Origin of the sequence: Haloferula sp. (assembly GCF_049672945.1) — a bacterium.
In the GTDB taxonomy this organism is placed as follows: Bacteria; Verrucomicrobiota; Verrucomicrobiia; order Verrucomicrobiales; family Akkermansiaceae; genus Haloferula.
Genome location: NZ_JBATWY010000052.1, coordinates 22,919 through 42,307, shown reverse-complemented (window position 1 = coordinate 42,307; position 19,389 = coordinate 22,919). Strand labels below are relative to the sequence as shown.

The 19,389-nt window shown below is 59.5% G+C and carries 19 protein-coding genes; 6 read left to right on the top strand and 13 right to left on the bottom strand.

The genetic code is table 11. The annotated features are described in order from the left end of the window. Positions 1-740: succinate dehydrogenase/fumarate reductase iron-sulfur subunit (locus WBG04_RS04455; RefSeq protein WP_424313175.1), on the bottom strand; the 740-nt coding region annotated here is incomplete at its 3' end. Between the two features lie 241 nt (positions 741-981). Continuing rightward, positions 982-2,376 (bottom strand): cytochrome-c peroxidase, encoded by a 1,395-nt coding sequence (locus WBG04_RS04450; RefSeq protein ID WP_424313174.1) that lies wholly within the window; start codon positions 2,374-2,376, stop codon positions 982-984. Positions 2,377-2,513: 137 nt separating this feature from the next. On the opposite strand from WBG04_RS04450, the gene WBG04_RS04445 reads away from it, so the two are divergent. Continuing rightward, on the top strand, positions 2,514-3,233 hold the full coding sequence (locus WBG04_RS04445) for a phosphodiester glycosidase family protein (protein WP_424313173.1): 720 nt from the start codon (positions 2,514-2,516) through the stop codon (positions 3,231-3,233). A gap of 25 nt (positions 3,234-3,258) precedes the next feature. On the opposite strand, the gene WBG04_RS04440 is transcribed toward WBG04_RS04445, so the two are convergent. Next, entirely contained in the window at positions 3,259-4,269 is a 1,011-nt protein-coding gene (locus tag WBG04_RS04440; protein WP_424313172.1) for an alpha/beta hydrolase, read from the bottom strand. Between the two features lie 145 nt (positions 4,270-4,414). On the opposite strand from WBG04_RS04440, the gene WBG04_RS04435 reads away from it, so the two are divergent. After that, complete coding sequence (locus WBG04_RS04435; protein WP_424313171.1) at positions 4,415-4,837, top strand: YlbF family regulator; 423 nt, start codon at positions 4,415-4,417, stop codon at positions 4,835-4,837. A 26-nt stretch (positions 4,838-4,863) separates the two neighbouring features. On the opposite strand, the gene WBG04_RS04430 is transcribed toward WBG04_RS04435, so the two are convergent. The 5 genes from WBG04_RS04430 to WBG04_RS04410 form a co-directional block, all read right to left on the bottom strand. Next, positions 4,864-6,114, bottom strand: coding sequence for a hypothetical protein (locus tag WBG04_RS04430; protein ID WP_424313170.1), 1,251 nt, complete (start codon positions 6,112-6,114; stop codon positions 4,864-4,866). 35 nt (positions 6,115-6,149) lie between these two features. Further along, positions 6,150-6,641: a hypothetical protein gene (locus WBG04_RS04425; protein ID WP_424313169.1), complete on the bottom strand. Its 492-nt coding sequence runs from the start codon at positions 6,639-6,641 to the stop codon at positions 6,150-6,152. A 28-nt stretch (positions 6,642-6,669) separates the two neighbouring features. Continuing rightward, positions 6,670-7,581 (bottom strand): transglutaminase family protein, encoded by a 912-nt coding sequence (locus WBG04_RS04420; RefSeq protein ID WP_424313168.1) that lies wholly within the window; start codon positions 7,579-7,581, stop codon positions 6,670-6,672. Next, positions 7,578-8,420: a transglutaminase-like domain-containing protein gene (locus tag WBG04_RS04415; RefSeq protein ID WP_424313167.1), complete on the bottom strand. Its 843-nt coding sequence runs from the start codon at positions 8,418-8,420 to the stop codon at positions 7,578-7,580. Before WBG04_RS04415 ends, WBG04_RS04420 begins: the two co-directional genes overlap by 4 nt. Positions 8,421-8,482: 62 nt before the next feature. Further along, positions 8,483-10,456 carry an ABC-F family ATP-binding cassette domain-containing protein gene (locus WBG04_RS04410; RefSeq protein ID WP_424313166.1) on the bottom strand — a complete coding sequence of 658 codons (1,974 nt, stop codon included), beginning with the start codon at positions 10,454-10,456 and terminating at the stop codon, positions 8,483-8,485. A gap of 113 nt (positions 10,457-10,569) precedes the next feature. Between WBG04_RS04410 and WBG04_RS04405 the strand changes: the two genes are divergently transcribed. Further along, positions 10,570-11,805: a hypothetical protein gene (locus WBG04_RS04405; RefSeq protein ID WP_424313165.1), complete on the top strand. Its 1,236-nt coding sequence runs from the start codon at positions 10,570-10,572 to the stop codon at positions 11,803-11,805. Between the two features lie 132 nt (positions 11,806-11,937). Here the strand turns inward: WBG04_RS04405 and WBG04_RS04400 are convergent, their stop codons facing one another. From WBG04_RS04400 to gluQRS, 5 genes are all read right to left on the bottom strand, one after another. Further along, the gene (locus WBG04_RS04400; protein WP_424313164.1) at positions 11,938-12,957 is read right to left on the bottom strand and encodes a hypothetical protein; all 1,020 of its coding nucleotides are present in this window, start codon (positions 12,955-12,957) and stop codon (positions 11,938-11,940) included. A 3-nt stretch (positions 12,958-12,960) separates the two neighbouring features. Beyond that, complete coding sequence (locus WBG04_RS04395) at positions 12,961-13,473, bottom strand: hypothetical protein (protein ID WP_424313163.1); 513 nt, start codon at positions 13,471-13,473, stop codon at positions 12,961-12,963. Positions 13,474-13,525: 52 nt separating this feature from the next. Beyond that, positions 13,526-14,230 (bottom strand): hypothetical protein, encoded by a 705-nt coding sequence (locus WBG04_RS04390; protein ID WP_424313162.1) that lies wholly within the window; start codon positions 14,228-14,230, stop codon positions 13,526-13,528. Positions 14,231-14,497: 267 nt separating this feature from the next. Continuing rightward, positions 14,498-14,998 (bottom strand): peptidylprolyl isomerase, encoded by a 501-nt coding sequence (locus WBG04_RS04385; RefSeq protein WP_424313161.1) that lies wholly within the window; start codon positions 14,996-14,998, stop codon positions 14,498-14,500. Between the two features lie 48 nt (positions 14,999-15,046). Further along, positions 15,047-15,904, bottom strand: coding sequence for a tRNA glutamyl-Q(34) synthetase GluQRS (gene gluQRS, locus WBG04_RS04380; RefSeq protein WP_424313160.1), 858 nt, complete (start codon positions 15,902-15,904; stop codon positions 15,047-15,049). A 76-nt stretch (positions 15,905-15,980) separates the two neighbouring features. On the opposite strand from gluQRS, the gene WBG04_RS04375 reads away from it, so the two are divergent. The 3 genes from WBG04_RS04375 (at position 15,981) to truB (ending at position 19,388) form a co-directional block, all read left to right on the top strand. Then, the gene (locus WBG04_RS04375) at positions 15,981-17,495 is read left to right on the top strand and encodes a phytoene desaturase family protein (protein ID WP_424313159.1); all 1,515 of its coding nucleotides are present in this window, start codon (positions 15,981-15,983) and stop codon (positions 17,493-17,495) included. Between the two features lie 161 nt (positions 17,496-17,656). Next, positions 17,657-18,640: a DHH family phosphoesterase gene (locus WBG04_RS04370; protein WP_424313158.1), complete on the top strand. Its 984-nt coding sequence runs from the start codon at positions 17,657-17,659 to the stop codon at positions 18,638-18,640. 13 nt (positions 18,641-18,653) lie between these two features. Further along, positions 18,654-19,388, top strand: a complete 735-nt coding sequence (gene truB / locus WBG04_RS04365) for a tRNA pseudouridine(55) synthase TruB (RefSeq protein ID WP_424313157.1) — start codon at positions 18,654-18,656, stop codon at positions 19,386-19,388. The last annotated feature ends 1 nt before the right edge of the window (position 19,389 follow it).

Sequence of the window (19,389 nt, the reverse complement as noted above, 5' to 3'; positions counted from 1 at the left end):
AGGGCGACGCCGTAGTCGCGATTCATCTGGGCGATGTGATCGACGCTGATTTCCTTCGGGCAGGCCGCCTCGCACTCGTAGTGGTTGGTGCAGCCACCGAAGCCTTCTTTGTCCATCTGCTTGACCATCGAGAGGACACGTCGATCGCGCTCGGGTTGGCCCTGAGGCAAGTGGGCGAGGTGGGAAACCTTGGCTGCCGTGAACAGCATGGCGCTGGCATTGGGGCAGGCGGCGACACAGGCACCGCAACCGATGCAGGCGGCGGCGGAAAAGGCGATGTCGGCCTCTTCCTTGCCAATCGGCACAGCGTGGGCGTCGGGCGCGGCACCGGTACGCTCGGAAATGAAGCCGCCCGCTTGCTGGATGCGATCAAACGAGGTCCGATCGGTGATGAGGTCTTTGATGACGGGGAAGGCACGTGAGCGGAATGGCTCGATCCAGATGGTGTCGCCATCGCGGAACTTGCGCATGTGAACCTGACAGGTGGTGATGCCGCGGTCCTTGCTGTGGGGCACGCCATTGATGGTCAACGAGCAGGTGCCGCAGATGCCTTCGCGGCAGTCGTGGTCGAAGTGAATGGGCTCGGTGCCCTCCTCGACGAGTCGCTCGTTGACGATGTCGAGCATTTCAAGAAAGGAGGCCTCCTCAGGGATGGTTTTGGCCTCGTAGGTTTCGATCTTGCCGCGATCGTTGGCATTGGCTTGGCGCCAGACTTTGAGGGTGAGGTTCAGATTGGACATGAAGCTTCAGTTGGTTGCCTCGAAAACTAGAGAAGCTCTGCATTATCGCTAGGAAAAATCCGTACGAAGGTAGAATTGGAGCTCATTCTAGGAGTAAATGCGTGCTCCGGGTGGGTCGGGGATCGGGATGAAGGGGCTCATCGTCACTGTTTAGTGGCGTCGGCTTGCTTGCGGATTTCCACGAGACCTCCTGAAGTCAGTGAATCTGTTACCCCGTCCCCCATTCCACACACGGGAAATCTCAGTTGGTCAGGGGAGTGAGAGTCGCGTCGGTTAGGAAGGGGTCACTGAATTTTGGGTCGCTGATGACCGAAGTGTCGGTCAGGGTTTTCATGAAGGCGACCAGTGCGGCCTTTTCCGTATCCGTCAGGTTGAGACGCAGGGGAGCGCCCGGGCCGGGAGGGGGTCCACCGGGGCCGGGCGGATTGGGAGGCTCGCGCAGTTGGGCGGCGAGGTTCGGATGGTCGACCACCTCGCTGTTGTAGAACTCGACGACTTCCTCAAGCGTCGCGAAGCGGCCGTCGTGCATGTAGGGTGCGGTGAGTTCGATATTCCGCAGCGAGGGGACCTTGAATCGTCCTTCGTCCTGGTTGCGACCGGTGACCTCGCCAAGGCCTTTGTCGACGTAAGGGTTCTCGAGGCCATTGTTGCGGATGAAATTTCCGGGAACGAAGTTGTCGGAGCCGTGGCAGGTCGCGCAGGTGGCGTTTCCTCCTCCAACGTTCTGCCCGTTGAAAATCCGGCGGCCGAGATTCTCCTGGGCGGTGAAGGTTTGGTTGAAGCCTGTTTCACGCGCTTCGTCGAATTTGGATTCTCCCGATACGATGGAGCGGACGAACTGGGCGAGAGCGCGTGAGATGCGGTCGGTATCGACGCTTGGCGTGCCGAAGGCCTCGTTGAAGAGATCGGAATAGAATGGCTCCGCCGAAATCCGTGCGACGAGTTCAGGAAGCGTCAGTCCCATTTCCACAGAATCCTGAATGGGCATCAGCACCTGCTCCTCAAGTGTGCCGGCACGCTCATCCCAGAAATAGCTACCACGTTCGTAGTAGCGGCTGTTCGTCAGACCCATCGAATTGCGACCCGTCAGGCCGCCTTCGAAGCCGACGCTGAATTTCCGGGGGTCTGAAAAGCCGTGGTCGGCAACATGACAGGACGAGCAGGAAATGGTGTGATTGGCGGACAGGCGTTTGTCGTAAAAGAGCACGCGACCGAGGTAGGCGCCGCTGTCGGTGGTGGCATTGCCGACCGGGGTATTGTCCTGATCGATGATCTGACGTTCGAGGAGGTTGTCCGGCAGGAAGGGGTTGGCATAGTTGTGGCTGGTGATGTTGAGCAGGTTGGCCGGGCTCGAAAGCTGTGCCTGATTCTGGAGGGTCCTGGCCTGGAAAAACATTCTGGCTTCGCTGCCCGGCATGCCGAGGTGGACTTTGAGTGACGAATTGGCGACGCGGACCGGGCCGAGTGAGGTCCAGCCTTCAGCGGGGTTGGTGGCATACTGGACGTCCCAGACTCGGTTCTCGGTGTCAGTGATGCTGAGGGTGAGTCCTTGGGTGGGTGATGCTGCGAGTTCGCTGGACTCGGCGGCGATGATGCGGGGAGTCATCAACAGGGCGATCACGATGGGTGTTTTCATGAAGCCATGAAGAGGGGTTTGGGGGGGGAGAGGAAAAACCTTTTACTCTCCGTTAACGCTACGAGCTTGGTTTTTACACACGCTTAACATTGACGGGTACTTGCGGCCGGGCTGGCGAAACCCTAGGATGACGAACGATGATTCGAGTTTTGATCATTCTGGTCCTTGGGATTGCTTCGGCACTTGCAGGAGTGGTCGAAGAAGCCGTCGTCTACAAGGGGGTCAAGTTTCGCGTGGTGAAGCTTGATCCTTCCCATCTCGGGCTGGTGTGGCGGGGTGCTGATGGGAAGCCGTATGAGACCTTTGATCAGGTGCAGCGCGCTCTGAACAAGGATGGCGGGAAGGTGAAATTTCTGATGAATGCAGGGATTTATGAGCCGGGGCTCATTCCCAGTGGTTTGCACGTCGAGAGGACGAAGGAGTTGCAAGCGCTCAATCCGCGGGAGGGCAAAGGGAACTTTTTTCTCAAGCCGAACGGGGTGTTTGCGGTGACTGTCGGGGGAAAGGCGATCGTCTGGGATACCGTGGAGTATCAGACGAGAAGCGAGGCGGTGAGATTGGCCGTCCAGTCAGGGCCTCTGCTATTGATGGGCGGGCATCGTCATGCGGCCTTTCGTGCCGACTCTAACAGCATCAAGCACCGCAATGGGGTGGGGGTGGACGAGGAGGGTCGCGTGGTCTTTGCGATGACCGACAAGCGGCAGGAAGTGAACTTTTGGGATTTTGCCGGACTCTTTCTAAAGCTCGGCTGTAAGGATGCGCTGTTTCTCGATGGCGATATTTCGCAGATGGCCGTCAATCCTGAGGGAGAGGTGAAGAGCAATCGCTTTGCCGCAATGTTTGTGGTGGTGGAGTGAAGAGAGGCTCAAGTCATTGAGCTGATTACGGGGTCGAGGGAGTCAGCGACGAGAGGAAGAACTCGCAGATTTCCGGGTAGAGATTGCCGGCGTCTTCGGCGAGCACGCGTCCATGACCGGCGTTTCTAACAGGGCGGAATCGCTTTTGTTCGGAGGGAATCGCCTCGAAGATCTGGCGGCCCTGCTCGATCGGGATGAAGTGATCGTTCTCGCCGTGGATGATCATGACGGGCATGGTGAGGTGTTGGGCTGAATGCTGCGGGCTGATGTCCGCCGGCCACATCCCGCCGCGGCACCAGGCGCCACATGCGACGGCGAAGGTATTGATCGGGGCGAGGGGGCGAAGGTGGCGGTGAAAGTTTTCGGCGGATTTGCGGATCGGGCGGTCGAGCGATGAAAAGGCGGCGGCGCTGGCGACGGCAATCCAGCGTTGGGGGTCGAGGGCGGCGGTCTGGAGGGCGATGGCTCCGCCTTGGGAGATGCCGAAGAGGAAGGCCGGTTGCTTGGCGAAACCGAAGGTGACTTCGGCGTCATCGAGGATCGCTTCGATGAGTTGGCTTTCGTTTTTGCCGAAGGTGGCGATGGCGGAGGGGTGGTCACCGTGAGCTGGAAGGTCGGGCAGAAGGCAGCGGAATCCGGCCGCGCAGAAGCGCTCACAGATGGGCAGGTGATCTTCCTTTCTGCCGCTGTGACCGTGGAGCAGGATCACGGTGCCGCGGATCTCGCCCCATGGGTGGACATGAACGCCGCGCTTGCGGAGAGCGGTGCGTATCTGGCGTGCTTTGTAAGCGGCGCCCGGCGATTCGGCGGGTGTGACCATGAGGCAGGGCGTGGCGGCGGCGCTGTGAAATGTGGTGACTTCAAGTCCGAAGCGGGCCGGGTCGGCGAGGATTTCCTGATGGTAGTCCTGAAGGCCGCGCCGTGGTGGGGAGATGAGTCTTTCGGCACCCAGCCAGCCGATCCCCACAAGGGCGGCGAGGGCAAGCAGGGTGGTGAAGATGAAGAAGCGGAGCAGCCATTTCCGGATATGGAGCATGCGGGGGAAGTTGGGAGGGGATTTTGAAGAAATGATGGCGGGTCGGTGAAGAATCGGCGGCTGCGGAACGAAGCGTGCAGCGGGGTGGTCGGGCCATGGGGGAAAAGCGTTTGCCAAGCTGGTCCCTGGGGCCTAGGAAATTGGCATGTCGATGCTTACAGACGATTCCGCCGTGATGACGAAAGCCCGCGAGCTGTGTGCGGCGATTGCCGAGGACGCCCGTTTTCAGGAACTCCAGAAGAGCGTGGAGACCTTTCTCGATGATGACTCGGCACGGCTGATGTATCAGGGGGTGCACGAACGCGGCAGCGAGCTGCATCAGAAGCAGGGGGCTGGCGTGGAGCTTGGTGAAAGTGAAATCAAGGAGTTTGAGGCAGCAAGGGATACCTTGATGCAGAACGAGGTGGCTCGCTCCTTCATGGATGCTCAAGGCGAGCTGGAGACTCTCCAGCAGACGATCGGCAAGTATGTCGGGATGACTCTCGAATTGGGTCGGGTGCCGACGGCGGATGACATCGCCCAAGCAAATGGCGGTGGCTGCTGTGGTGGTGGCGGCTGTGGGTGCTGACCCTCCTCTCAAGGCCGCTCGCGAGATTAGCGCAAGTAGCGATTGACGATCTTTTCAGGCAATGATGCCTGATTTGTCTGGGCCCAGTTCATCGCTGAATCCGAATCCTTGCGGATCCAATCGCGAAGGTAGCGGTCATAACTCTTGTTGCGCTCGGACTCGTCGGAGATGTTCGAGATGAAGCTGAGTGAGGTCTCGGGATTCTGTCGGTAAGCTTCTCGAATGAGGGTCTGGCGGGCACCATCGTAGTCTGGGTTGTTGCCAAGACCCTGCAGCCAGTCGGCCGCTGCCACTGGATCTTGGCGGGCATAGTGGCGCGCGACGCCTTCGGCGGCTTCGGTGCGGGTATCTTCAGGAAGGCTTTCGACCCAGCGCCTGGCACCCTCAACGTCTTGCCGTGCCCAGCGGTCGGAAACGGTCTCCGAGATACTGCGACGGGTTCTGGTGTCTTCGATTCGGGCATTCCACTCGCCAGCGCGGACCGGGTCGAGCTCGGTGAGATCATCGGCAAGTTCGTGTGAAGCACGGTTCTGGATCTCCGGATCGGAAATGCCGGCAATCCAGTTTTCCGCGTAATCGGAGCCATATTGCATCACGTAGGCCTGCATGCTCTTGAGCGAACGATTGCGGGTCTCGCCATTTTCCATCTGCATGAGGTAGTCGCGTGCGAGTTCGGGGCTGGTGGCGGCGATGCCACGCATGGCACCGAGCATCCAGTTGTTGGTGCCTCCATCATCTTCGGAGGTCGATGCCCAGGCAAAGGCTCCGGCGGGATCGAGGGCAGCCCAGGTTCCGAGAGTTGTTTCACGCTCCCAGTCCGCGGCACCATTCTCCTCAAGGTAGCCGATGGCTGCCATCGGATCCCGCTCGGACCAGGCCTGGAGAATCAATGACCGCTCGGAGCCTCTGATGTTGGCCATCGGAGAGTTGGCAATTTCGGCGTAGACCGAGGTGAACTGGTCGGTCGGCAGTCGATCCAGGAAGGCGATCAGGCGTTGGGTCCGGTCGAGGCGGCTGCTTGATTCGAGAATCGCGGTGAGTTGGAGCTGGCTGGTGTCTGCCGAGACATCGCGGTTGCTCGTGGAGCGCTTCGAGGCGCTCGAGCCACTGGCTGAAGAAAGGTCGCTGCGGGTAGGAGCATTCCGGCTTGGAATCGCCGTAGAATCCTTTTCAGAAGCAGGTTCGGAACTAGTGGTGGAGCGGCCCAAAAGGATCCCCGCGATGAGGGCGACTGGGATGGCGGTAGCAGTCCAAGTCCACGAGGGCAGCTTTTTCATGATCCGTAAACTACGGCTGCGGGATCCAAGATTTATCAGGACTTCTTAGATAGAGGCACCCGGTGGGCTTCGAGCGTGTTGCCGACGTGCTCCAGGACGAAGTCCTCTTTGCTGATGCCGTCTGAGGTCGAGCCATGCGCGACGCGGACGCGCAGGATGCCGTTGCGATTCTCGACCTTCAGCAGGCGAAAGACCGGCTCGCGTCGCATCCTGAAAAAACAGTGCAGCGGAACATCGGGGTGGAGGGCGTTCCAGAGCAGGTTGGCGGGCTCGAATTCGGGGACCTTGGAAAGGGCGGCGAGGATGTGGCGGATCCGCCAGATGCCATGGCGGCTCGACCAGCGGTCGGCAGCACGTTTGGCGAGCATGTTGTCCCACCAGGCGGCGACGGGATTCTCATGAGCTTCGATGATTTCCTCGACCAGTTCCTGGGCGTGCCATTGGAGGGCGGCGTGAAGTTGGGCGCGGTTGATTCGGCCTTCCTCGAAATCGTCGAAGAGCTGGGGCGGTGTCGGGTGAAACGCCATGCGCGAGACTACACGAGAATCGAGAAGGTCACGACTGGATTTGCGACTGCCTGAAAACGGCCTCGGGAGAGGAGAATTCGACTCCTACGGTCAGACTTTGGAAAGCATTGCCGGGTCCGAAGATTCGGCCGCTGACGGGCATGACGCCGCGCGGGTGGTGGCTGGTGCCGGTGACGATGTGCCGGTGATCGCAGGCTTCGCCGATCGTGGGGTCGAAGCCGCGCCAGCCGAGTCGGGGGAAGTAGACTTCGGTCCAGGCGTGGGTCGACCCTCTGGCGGCCCGGGTGTTCGGGCAATCGAGGTAGCCGCTGGCGAAGCGGGCGGCGATGCCAAGATGGCGCAGCGCTTCCATCAACAGCGTGGCCACATCGCGGCAGGATCCTGTTTTCAGCGAGAGGGTGGTGTCCGGAGTTTGAACCCCTTTTTCCTCGCGTCTTCGGTAGCCGATGGTCTGGTGAATGATCTTGGTCGCAGAGATCACGAAGTCTTCGGCGCTGGCGAACCCGCCCGGCTGCGGAATGCTTGCGATCCACTGCTGGACGCTGGCACTTTCCTCTGGATAGACGGGTGTCAGGTAGCCGGTGATGATGCCGTGTTCAAGCGGGTCGTATTGCAGCGGGTAGCTGCTGGCACCGGTGTCGAGGTGAGGCGGCTTGGCGGGGTCGAAGAAGCGGCGGACCGTGACGTCCGATTCGATGACGAGTTCCGCCGCCTGATGATCGAAATGGGCTTGCGCGACCGAATTACCGAAAATGTCCCGGGTCCATGTCACGGACGCCTGCGGTTCGATGATCATTGAGAGCGACTCGACCCGGAGGTCATGTCCTTCACGCGGACGAATGACGAGGCGGTGAGGCTCGAAGGTAACTGGGAAATGGTAGAGGTAGTGGGTACGGTGCCTGATTCGGAGGAGATGGCTTTCGATGGAAGCGGGGATCATGGTTCGAGAACGACGGCTTTTCCGTAGAGGTCATCCGCACTCATCGGGACGAAATCATTGGCGGTGCAGGAGACCATGAGGGTCTCCATTTCCACGGAACCGAAGATCGTGGCGAGGGAAGCGTCCGCTGCATCGCGGCCGGTGGCAATACGAATCAGGCCATTGGGCGATGACAGTCGGGTGGGATCGAAGATGAACCATTGGTTGCCGACGCAGACCTCGAAGCAGGCGTGAAAGTCGGGCGGCTGCATGTTGCAGGCGTAGCCGGTGAAGTAGCGCGCCGGAATGGAAAGGGCCCGGCAGAAGGCGATGGCGAGATGGGCGAAGTCGCGGCAGACTCCTTCGCGCTGAATCACGGTGTCGTAGGCGGAGGTGGTGGCATCGGTCGACCCCGGAGTGTAATCGAGGTTTTCGAAAATCCAGTCCGAGATGGCGCTGGCCTGGACGAGCGGGTGATTGAGGTGGCCGAAGAGCTTGTCGGCCAGCTTGCCCAGACGGTCCGACTGGCAGTAGCGGCTGGGGAACAGGAAGCGGAGGGAGTCGACCTGGAGATTGACGATCGGGATCTGGTCGATGCCGTGAATCTGGCGGGCGTCGGGATTGGTCCAGGCGGTGACTTCGTAAGTGATCAGCAGTTGGGTCAGATCGCAGGTATCGATGCGGACATAGCGGTTCATGCCGGTCTGGATCGGAAAGAACTCGCAGGTTGCGCCCGCGGTCACGGTGAAGGACTCGTTGCAAAGGGACTGATTGGACGTCGAGAGAGCGTGCAGATTGAGGAGGATCGTGCTTCTTTGATTCACTCGATAACCGAGTTCTGCAGCGATTTGAAAGGGCATGCCTGAATTCATCGCACGATCCGTGCCCATTGCAATGCTTGGTGGCGGGCGCTTGGCCCGCTTCAGAGCTTGGCTTTCACCTGTTCGATCTCCTCGGTCAGGGTTTCCCAGCGGGAAAAGGCGTTTTCGAGTTTGGTGGTGAGCTGTTCCACGGTGTTGGTGGCGAGCCGGAACTTGGCGGGCGAGGCGACGACTTCGGGCTTGGAGAGGTCGTCGGTGGCCTTGGTCTGAGCGGCCTCGAGGTCGGCGATGCGCTTCTCGAGCTCGACAAGTTCCACTTCGAGGGGTTTGAGGACGTCGGAGCGGAGTTTTCTCTGCTGGGCTTCGAGCCGCTTCTGCTCCTTGCGGGAAAGGTTGGGAGCCGCGCTCTTGTCGGTGCTTTTGGCGGATGACGACACAGCCGGGACGCCTGTGCCCGCCGAGCTGTCGTCGGCGGTCTTGTCGAGGTAGTAGGTGATGTTCCCCGCGAACAGCCGCGGCTTCTCGCCGGGGCGGAACTCGAGGGTCTTGGTGACGAGTGAATCGAGGAAGGAACGGTTGTGAGATACGATGAGTACCGTACCTTCATAGTCCTTCAGGGCGTTGAGCAGGACTTCCTGCGACTGGACGTCGAGGTGGTTGGTCGGTTCGTCAAGAATCAGGAAGTTCGAAGGCTGCACGAGCATGCGGACCAGCGCGACCCGCGAACGTTCGCCGCCGGAGAGGACGCCGACTTTCTTGAAGACGTCGTCACCACGGAAAAGAAAGCAGCCGAGGATGTTGCGGCATTGGCTGGCCGCCTCGCGGGTCGCGGTTTCTTCCACCGTTTCGAGAACGGTGAGTTCGGGATCGAGTTCGTCGGCGTGGTTCTGCGAGAAGAAGGCGACGCTGACTTTCTGGCCGAAGGCGTGTTCACCCTTGTCGGGGGCTTCCTGCGCGGTGATCAGGCGGCAGAAGGTTGATTTGCCGGCACCGTTCGGGCCGACGATGGCGAATTTTTCTCCACGGGTGATTTCGAAATCGAAATTTTCGAAGATGGTGAGGTCGCCGTAGGTTTTGGAGACACCCTCGAGGCTGGCGACGCTGTGGCCGGACTGGGGTGGCTGGGGGAAGCGGAAGTTCATCACCGCGTCGTCGGCTTCCGGCTTGGGAATCCGTTCGACCTTGGCGAGGAGCTTGATGCGCGACTGCACGAGGGTGGCCTTGTTGGCCGATGCGCGGAAGCGGTCGATGAAGCGTTGGGATTCGGCGATCTCCTTTTGCTGGGCTTCGTAGCGACGCCGTTGGACTTCCTTTCGATGCACCGATTCCCGGAGGTAGTAGGAATAGTTTCCGGCATACTCTTCAGCACGTCCGTGGTGGAAGGCGATGGTCCGGGTGCAGAGCGTGTCGAGCAGGGCGAGGTCGTGGGAAATGAGCAGGATGGCTCCGGCGTAGTTGATCAGGTACTGCTCCACCCAGCGCTGCGAATCGATGTCGAGGTGGTTGGTCGGTTCGTCTAACAGCAGGACTTCCGGCTCTTGAAGGAAGAGCTTGGCCATCGCGATACGCATCTGCCAGCCGCCGGAAAACTGGCCGCAGTCGCGCTCGAAGTCATCGCGCTTGAAACCGAGGCCCTGAAGGACGGACTCGACCTTTGGTTTCATCTGGGCGGGGTCGTTGTTGTCGAGCCGGAGTTCGAGTTCGCCAATCTCTTCGAGCAGGTCACCGTAGGGTGAGGATCGCGGATCAAGCTTGCCGAGTTCGGCGGAAAGGCGATCGATCTTCTTTTGCAGTTCGAGCGTTTCGCCGAAGGCGGACATGGTTTCCTGCCAGAGGGTACGACCTTTGATGTGGATGCCTTCCTGCGGCAGGTAGCCGATGCGGAAATTCTTCGGGGTCGACATCATGCCGCCGGAGGGCTCGATGACGCCGGCGATGCATTTCATCAGGGTCGACTTTCCGGCTCCGTTGTGGCCGGCAAAGGCGATCCGTTCCTTGGGCTGGACAGCGAAGGAGAGGTCGGAAAAAAGGACGCGGGCGCCAAATTCGACGCGGAGGTTCTGAATGGAAAGCATCGGCGGGGGCGGAGGATGTACAGAAGCTCGCGAAGGTCCATCCTAGAAGGTGCTGAAGAGGAAATCGGCGAAATTGCGTAGGAATCGGGTCGTGAGAAGCGTTACATCAGCGGATGAAAGGCTGGCTGATGATTCTACTGACCACGCAGCTTGCGGTGGGGAGGGTGGATCTGTGGGATATGCCGCCACTATCTTATTCGGACACGCCGGCGACGGACGCGCTGGCGACGATTGCGGGCAAACTGGAGCGTGGGGAGATGAAGCTGGAGGGCGGGACGGCGCTCGAGAAACTCGCCTTCGTGCTGCGCGAACTCAAGGTGCCCGAGTCGTCGCAGATTCTGGTGTTTTCCAAGACCAGCAAGCAGATCGGCAAGATCACGCCGAGGAACCCACGGAGCCTCTATTTTTCCGAGAATACCTATGTCGGCTACGTGCCGGGCGGGGAAATTGAAGTGATTGCCCAGGATCCGGTGCTTGGGCCGGTATTCTACTTGATTGATCTGACGGACGAAACGGGTTTCGAGGTGATGCGTGATACGAGCGACTGTCTTTCGTGCCATGGGACGACGCGGACCGAGAATGTGCCGGGTTTGTTGATTCGCTCGGTCTTTCCGGATGAAAGCGGGCACACCTTGCTTCATTTGGGGACCACGACGGTGACGCATTCGACGCCGATTGAGGAACGCTGGGGTGGCTATTTTGTCACGGGTGAAAGTGCGCTGCCGCATCTGGGAAACCGGGTTTACACCGATGAGGATTCGACCATGCCGATGGATCAGGCATTTGGTGATTTGTCCGCAGTGATCGATACCCGCAAGTACCTGCGCGGGACCAGTGATGTGGTGGCGCTGGTGGTGATCGAGCATCAGTGCAAGATGCACAACTTGATGACGGCGGCTTCGATGCGCTATCGTCGGGCATACTTTCTCAGCCGTGTGATCGATCCTGAATCGAATCCTGACGAAGGCCAGGCGGGACGGATCGCGGACCGGATGAGCGAGAGCATCGTCGATGAACTGCTGTTCAAGGATGAGGCCGATCTGGGTGATGGGCTTGAGGGGGACGCATCTTTCCAGCGCCACTTCGAGTCGGCCTATCCACGAAGCAAGTCCGGAGACTCATTGGCGGACTTCAAGCTCTACCGGCGGATCTTCAAGAACCGCTGTTCCTACATGGTCTATTCGGAGGCGTTCCGGGCGATGCCGCCGCGGGTCAGGCGAGCCGTGCTCGAGCGCTTACGTTCGGCTTTGTCCGGGGACGAGGAAGAGATCGCGCCGCATTTAGGGAATTCCGAGAAGGAGAGAATCCGTGAGATTCTTGAGGACACGCTGCCGGAGTGGCAGGAGTGAGGTTTGAAATGAAGAAGGAAGGCCGGCGCCCGATCCGGGCGGCTATCGGGGGGCTGTGCTAGGAATGCCCGGAGTCGGACGTCGGCACTTCAATTTCGGGGGGAGAGTTGAGTGATGGTTGCAGGAGACAGATCAGGGCTTTGATTCGTAGTCGCCAATCTGGGCGTTGACGGCCAGGACGCGATCGACTTGGAAGCTGAGGTAAGTCAGGCGCTCCGGACCAAAGGGAGTTTCGGTGATGATTTCCATGGTATACTCACCTTCGCTTTCGAAGGCACCTTCCCAATCGGTGATGGCAAGGATGCGATCTTCCTTGGTGTCCTGGTCGATTACCAGAATCGAGCCGTCGATCTTTCTTCCCGTGACTCCGAGTTGCGGGGCACCTGGGTAAATCTGAAGGTAGGTGGTGCTGGAGGGATAGAGATCGTGAAGGTGGAGTTGCAGCGGCGGGGCACTGAAGCGAACGGTCTCTCCGGGCTGGAGGCCTTCGATCGAGGCGCTGGCGACAGGCCAGACTTGGACGAAGTTCGAGGCGATCTGAGTCTGGGGTGCATCGAGGTCGGGCAGCGAGTGGACGACGAAGTGTTCTTCGCCGAGCGCCATGGTGGGATCACCGGCGGGGAGGCTGGAGGAAGTGAAGTTCAGAACGGTCGTCCCGTTGCTGGTGATGAAACCGCTGCTCGACGGGGTGCCGCCGGTGGCGATGCGCGGATCGATGGAGCTTTGGCCGGGTGTGTAGGGAGCGAGGTGATGCTCGGTGAGAACGCGCTTGGCGGCGTCCGGGACACCAGCTCCGCCGAGCAGGCCGCTGACCTCGATCTCGACGGTGAAGGGCTGATCTGCACGGGTGCGGTGCACGTGGGGATAAGGATCGGCGGTGGTGATCCGGATCTGGGCGGAGGGCAGGTAGGTGCCGACGACCTTTTGGTCGAGCAGGTAGTCCTTGAAGTTGCTCTGCTGGATCGTCCAGAGTTGGAAGAGGGCGCCATTTTCTTCAAGCACCAGGGCGGAAGGGCTTTGGCCTTCGGGGTCGACGGGCATGTCCCAGACGACGCCGCTCTTGACCTGATTCTGGCGGATGAAGTTCACCCAGTTGTCACCTGCGAACGCGGGTGCCGTGATCAGGGCGGCGAGGATGAAGCAGGCTTTCATGGATTAGAGGGTGTTGTCGGTTTCCTTGGTCGGAGCGACGACCGAGATGGGGCCGCCGAGGTGAACGGCGACGATGATCTTGTCTTGCTTCGGCCAGAACGCGGTGCGGCGATCGTCGAGTTGCTGGACGCCTTCCGCCTGGCGGAGGGTGATTTCTTCGGCGCTCACCCAAGATCGGTTGACGGTGACGAACTGCTTCCAGGAGAGAAGATTGCCAACCGGGCGACCTCCGATTTTGCCCTGATGAGCTTCGGGAAGGTGAAGGACGGCACCGCGGGGAATGAGGGTCCAGTTCGTGCCATCGGAAAGGATCATGGATTGTTTGATGATGCTCTCGTTCGAAGGCCGGGCGACACGGGGCTCTTCTTCGGTCGGTTGGGCCAGAGTGGAGACCGGTGAGGCGGAGGCCATGCGGCGGGCGGAGAGTTCCTCTCCGGTGACCCGGTCTTTCATGGGCGCCGCAGACGCGATGCCGGTGAGGACGAGGGTCAAAACAATGGGGGGTATGGCTTTCATGTTGGGGGGATGTCTGTTTGTTTTTGTCGATCAGGTCAGGGGCAGGAGCGGTTCATTCGAAGGTCAGGAGGACGACGAGGTCCTGCATGTCGAAATAGGTGGTTCCGGGTTTGGCGGTGGAGGCTTCCCAGAGGATGATGAGGTCGCGGTCTCCGATGCTTATCCGGCCGCTGGAGTCGATGTAGGGACGGAGAAAGCTGGTGACGCTGCCCTGGTTGTAGGCAGGGGCATAGTCGGGGGCGCGGTCGCCGTTCTTGAGCACGATGAGGTAGGGATCCGTTTTGCGGGTGTGGTGGAAGGGAAGCCAACCGCCCGACCATCCGCGTGCGCCGAAGTCGATGCGGTCGTTCTTCTCCACCTTCTGGTTGATCAGGACCCTGCCCGGGTTGACATTATTTCCAGTGTCGTAGAAGAAACGTTGCCAGGCCGAGTTGTTCTTCGACCAGTAGGCATCGAGGGGAAGGAGGTTGCGTCCCGACTGGAAGGCGACGCCGAGGACGCGGACTTTCATCCGAACATTCTTCTTCGGGACGATCGTGCTTGGCGGGACGATGTCGATGATCTCGGTGACGCCGCTTGGGTACTGGATGTTCCAATTGAGCTGCGAGTTGACACCTGTTCGGACCATGTTGCGGTCGACGTTCAGGGTGCCGGTCGGAATGTCTTCAGAAAGAAGAGGGGCGGTAGCAAGAGCCATGAGCGATCCGAGGATGCTGATGAAAAAGCGACCACCGCGGGGGGAGCGATGAGTGTTCATGGGGGGTGTGTTTGGGGGAGTTGACGCTTGGCTGGGTGGCCGCCCGACGGGGAGGAGAAAACACCCTTTCGAATGGAAAATCAAGGGGAGTTGATTGTCTTACGCGATCATGAGGGGTTTTGGTAGGTGGAAAAAACGACACCAAACATCACAAAAAACGCCAGAAGCAGTGCTTCTGGCGTCATTTGACTCCTGTTGATCCCCGGGTTTTCCACCGAGGTATTTAGTTAAGGGATCTTAAATATTTTGCAATTGGCGTGCTCGGGGTCAGGCGTCGAGGATCGAATTCCAGTGCTCGACGTGGTCTTTCTGGGCTTCAAGCAGCGGTGCAATATCGTCGTGGATGGTGATCGAGATGATTTTGTCTCCCTGGGCGATGCTATCGACCACGTTCTGGCCACTGGTGACTTCGCCGAAGACGGAGTGATTACCGTTGAGGTGAGGTGTCGGGCCGTGGGTGATGAAGAACTGGGAGCCGTTGGTGCCCGGGCCTGCGTTGGCCATGGAGAAGATGCCCGCCTTGCTGTGTTTGAGCTCGGGGACAAACTCATCACCGAATTTGTAGCCTGGGCCCCCGCGGCCGGTGCCTGTCGGATCGCCGCCTTGGATCATGAAGTTGGGGATGACGCGGTGGAAGGTGATCCCGTCGTAGTAACCACGCTTGGCGAGGTTGAGGAAGTTCGCGCAGGTGATCGGTGTCTTCGAAGCAAACAAGGTCGCGTCGATGTCTCCCTTGTCGGTTTTGAGTGTGATTTTGATGTCAGACATGGGGGCCAGCTTCGGAGAGGGCTTGAAGGCTGGCCAGCGGAAATACTGCTAATTCGGCGTCGGGTATTCGACGCACGAGGGGAAACTGGCGAAAATCTCTTCTACGGACGTTCCCGACTCGCGAAGGCTCCGGATCGAGCGGTCATGGTCACGTTTTGCCAATCGGCGGCCCTGATCGTCAGTGATCAGAGGGTGGTGGAGGTATTCGGGCTCTTTCAGTCCAAGCAAGGCCTGAAGAGTCCGGTGGACATGGGTGGAGGGGAGAAGGTCTTCGCCGCGGGTGACGATGGTGATTTCCTGCGAGGCATCGTCGGTCACCACCGCGAGATGGTAAGCGGTGCCGATGTCCTTTCTGGCGAGAACCACATCGCCGAGCAGCGAGGGGTCGACGACCTGTTCGCCAAAGCGCCTGTCGGTGAAAGTTAGGGAACCTGTCTGGCTTGCCGCTGCCGAAGCATCGAGTCGCCAGGCGGGATTCAGGCCGGAGGCGATTCGCTCCGCACGCTCGTCGTGAGAAAGGTTGCGACAGGTGCCGGGGTAGAGCGCACCCTCAGGTCCGTGCGGTGCTGAGGCCATGCGTGCGATTTCCTCCTCGATTTCCCGACGGGTGCAGAAGCAGGGATAAGCCACTCCGGCCTCCTGCAGGCGGGCCAGAGCGTGTTGATAGGCTTCCATTCCTTCCGATTGACGGACAGCTACGCCATCCCAAGCCAATCCCAGCCACAAGAGATCTTCTTCAATGGCGGTGTAGAATTCCTCGCGGACGCGGGTCGAATCGATGTCCTCAAAACGCAGTCGGAAGCAACCCCCACGCTCTCTGGCAAGGCGATGAGCGACCATGGCGGCATAGCCATGGCCAGTGTGGAGGAGCCCGGTGGGACTGGGAGCGAAACGGGTGAGAGTCACAATTGATGCCAAAAGTGCAAATTTTCGGTAGCGCCGCAAGCCGGGCAATCTATGAATAAGGCGCGAAAGCTCAATCATGAGAGACAAACGAGTGGTGATTGTGGGTGCAGGCCCCGGGGGATTGACGGCAGGAATGATCCTTGCCCGTCGCGGATTCGACGTCACCATCGTCGAGAAGCAGGACCGGGTCGGCGGCCGCAATGGCGAGCTGAAAGTCGGCGATTTCTCGTTCGATACGGGTCCGACCTTTCTTCACCAGAAGTTTACCCTCGACGAGGTGTTTTCCGAAGCCGGGCGAAAAACCGAGGACTACCTTGATCTCATTGCGCTCGATCCCATGACCCGCCTGAGCTGGGGCGATCGGTCAATGGAGACCACGACCGATGTGGACCGAATGGCGGCCAACGTGGCGGAGACTTTTCCGGGGGACGAGGACGGCTACCGGCGATTCATGGCCGACCATGCCCAGAAACTAGGGGTGATTTTCCCCTGTCTTCAGCAGCCTTATCACAAGCTCGGGTCCTACATGAGCAAGACCTTGATGAAGGCTGTGCCGTATGTTGCGACAGGCAAGTCGGTGGTCGATGTGCTCGACAAGTATTTCACCAATGACGACCTGAAGCTGGCCTTCACCTTTCAGGCGAAGTACCTGGGAATGTCACCATGGAAGTGCCCTGCTTTGTTCAGCATCCTTTCTTACATCGAGTATAAGTATGGGATCTACCACGTTCAGGGAGGACTATGCCGGATCTCGGCGGCCATGGCCGAGGTGTTTGGAGAACACGGGGGCAAGCTGCGACTTGGCACCGGGGTCAAGGAGTTGCGCTTCACCGGTAACAAGGTGACGGGAGTCTTGCTGGATGACGGTGATTTGCTTGAGTGCGACGATGCCGTCGTCAACGCGGATTACGCCCACGCGATGGCGAACCTGATGAACGGCCAGTCGATTGCTCCTGCGAAGCTCCAAAAGAAGAAGTATTCCTGTTCGGCCTTCATGCTCTATCTCGGCCTCGACAAGATTTACCGGGATGAGCCGCATCACCATATTCTTTTCGCGGACAACTACCTGAACAATGTGAAGGACATTCAGGGCGAGAGGAAAGTCTCCGATGACATGTCGATCTACGTCCGTAATTCGAGTGTCACGGATCCGCTGGTGGCTCCCGAGGGGGAATCCGGGATCTATGTGCTGGTGCCGACGATCAACACACGTCATGCCGATGACTGGGATCGAATCACGGGTGAGTATCGCGACAGGGTGCTGGAGAGAATCGAGCAACGGACCGGGATGAAGGATCTGCGAAGCCACATCGTGGAGGAGCGGATCATCACGCCCGCCGGATGGAGGGACGAGCTCGATGTCTTCATGGGTGCAACCTTCAATTTGGCTCACACCCTTGATCAGATGCTCTATCTGCGACCTCACAACCGGATGAAGGGTTACGAGAATCTCTACCTTGTTGGTGGGGGAACCCATCCGGGAAGTGGACTGCCGACCATCTACGAAAGTGGTCGTATTTCCTCGAACCTCCTCTGTGAAAGCTACGGAATGGAGTGCGAACGGGTGGATATGGCTCCGGCCTTCGTCTGAGCGGGTGGCTTCAAGCAGCGGCTTCTGAGGCCGTCTGGCACGCTGCATGACGATGCTTTCCGACTGCCCAAGGCCTTTCGGCGAAAGGTCTTCCTCGGGTTTGTCCTTGCCCCTGAGGGGATCATCGGGAGAATCCGCGGGCCCGGAGCGGGGTTTCCACCATGAGCAGTTCATCCACCTTCCAAGAAATCGGCGAATGGCTGAATCAGTACGATTCTTTTGCCCTTCTCAGTCACGTCCGGCCGGATGGCGATGCCATCGGGTCCCAGATTGCGCTCGGCTTTGCGCTCGAGGCGGCGGGGAAAAAGGTGCGGATGATCAATGAGGACGGTCTGCCGGACAATCTGAATTTCATGGCCGGCTCGGACCGGATCGAAACGCCTCCGGCGGATCCGGTGGACGTCGATGTGGTCATCGCACTGGATACGGCGACCAAGCCAAGGCTCGGCGACAAGGTGCTCGCGGCGGTAGGGCACTGTGAGCGGTGGATCAATATCGATCACCACAAGTCGAACCCCGGCTACGGGGACCTCAACTTGATCGACGACAGCAGTCCGGCCACCGGTCAGATTCTTTACAACCTGATCAACGCGCTCGGCCTTCCGATGCCCGATGAAACCCGTGATGCGATCTACGTGGCGGTATCAACCGACACCGGGTCATTCCAGTATTCAGGGACGACCGTCGCGACTTATGAAATGGCGGCGGACCTGACCCGCAGGGGATTGGATGTTGGGAAGATCAACGCGCTGACCTACGACAATCATCCGATGCGCCGGGTCGAGTTGATGAGGGCACTCCTCAACACCTTGGAACTGAAGTCGGACGGGAAGCTCGCCCACTGGGAGTTGACCTGGGACACCGTCACCCGCCTCGAAGTCAAGCCGGAGGACAGCGAAGGGCTCATCGACATCATCCGTGCGATTCAAGGAGTGATCGTAGCGGTATTCTTCGAGGAACTTCACGACGGTAAGATCCGCGTTTCGATGCGCTCGAAAGACCGCAGGATTGACGCCTGCAAGGTGTGCATGACCTTCGGCGGCGGTGGCCACGCGCTGGCTGCGGGGATTCGTATGGCCGGACCTATTTCCGATGCCAAAGCGAAGGTGCTCGCGGCGATTGAGGCCGAGATCGCGGCCCTTTGATTTGAACAACAATATGAGTAGACCCAATCCTGCGTCCGGAGTTCCCAGCGGTGTGCTGCTGGTGGACAAGGCGCCCGACATGACCTCGCACGACGTGGTCGCCATCGCCCGCCGATCGCTTGGAACCAAAAAGATCGGCCACTGTGGGACGCTTGATCCGATGGCGACCGGGCTGTTGATGCTGGTGATCGAGAGAGCGACCAAGATCCAGGACCTGTTGATGAGCGAGGACAAGGAGTACGATGGCACTCTAACACTTGGTTCGGTGACATCGACACAGGACCGTCAGGGTGAGGTGCTCGAGGAGAAGGAAGTGCCCGCGCTTTCAGCCGAGGATATTGACCAGGCCTTCTCCGGGTTTACCGGCAAGTTCGAGCAGATTCCACCGATGGTTTCCGCGATCAAAAAGGATGGGGTGCCGCTTTACAAGCTTGCCCGCAGGGGCGAGGAGGTGAAGCGTGATCCGCGTCCGGTCGAAGTGACGAAGTACGAGGTTTCCCGTATTGATCTTCCCGAAGTGGATTTCACCGTTTTCTGCTCGAAGGGATTCTATGTGAGAACCTACGCGCACGACATTGGAGCGAAGCTCGGGTGCGGGGCTCACCTGAGTGCCTTGCGCAGGGTGAGGAGTGGTCGCTTCGTGCTCGATCGGGCGGTGAGCGTTGATACCTTGAAAACGGCGCCGCGCGAGGATCTCTTCAAAGCGATGGTCAGTCTTGCTGAAATTTCACTGATGCGGGGTGCTTGAT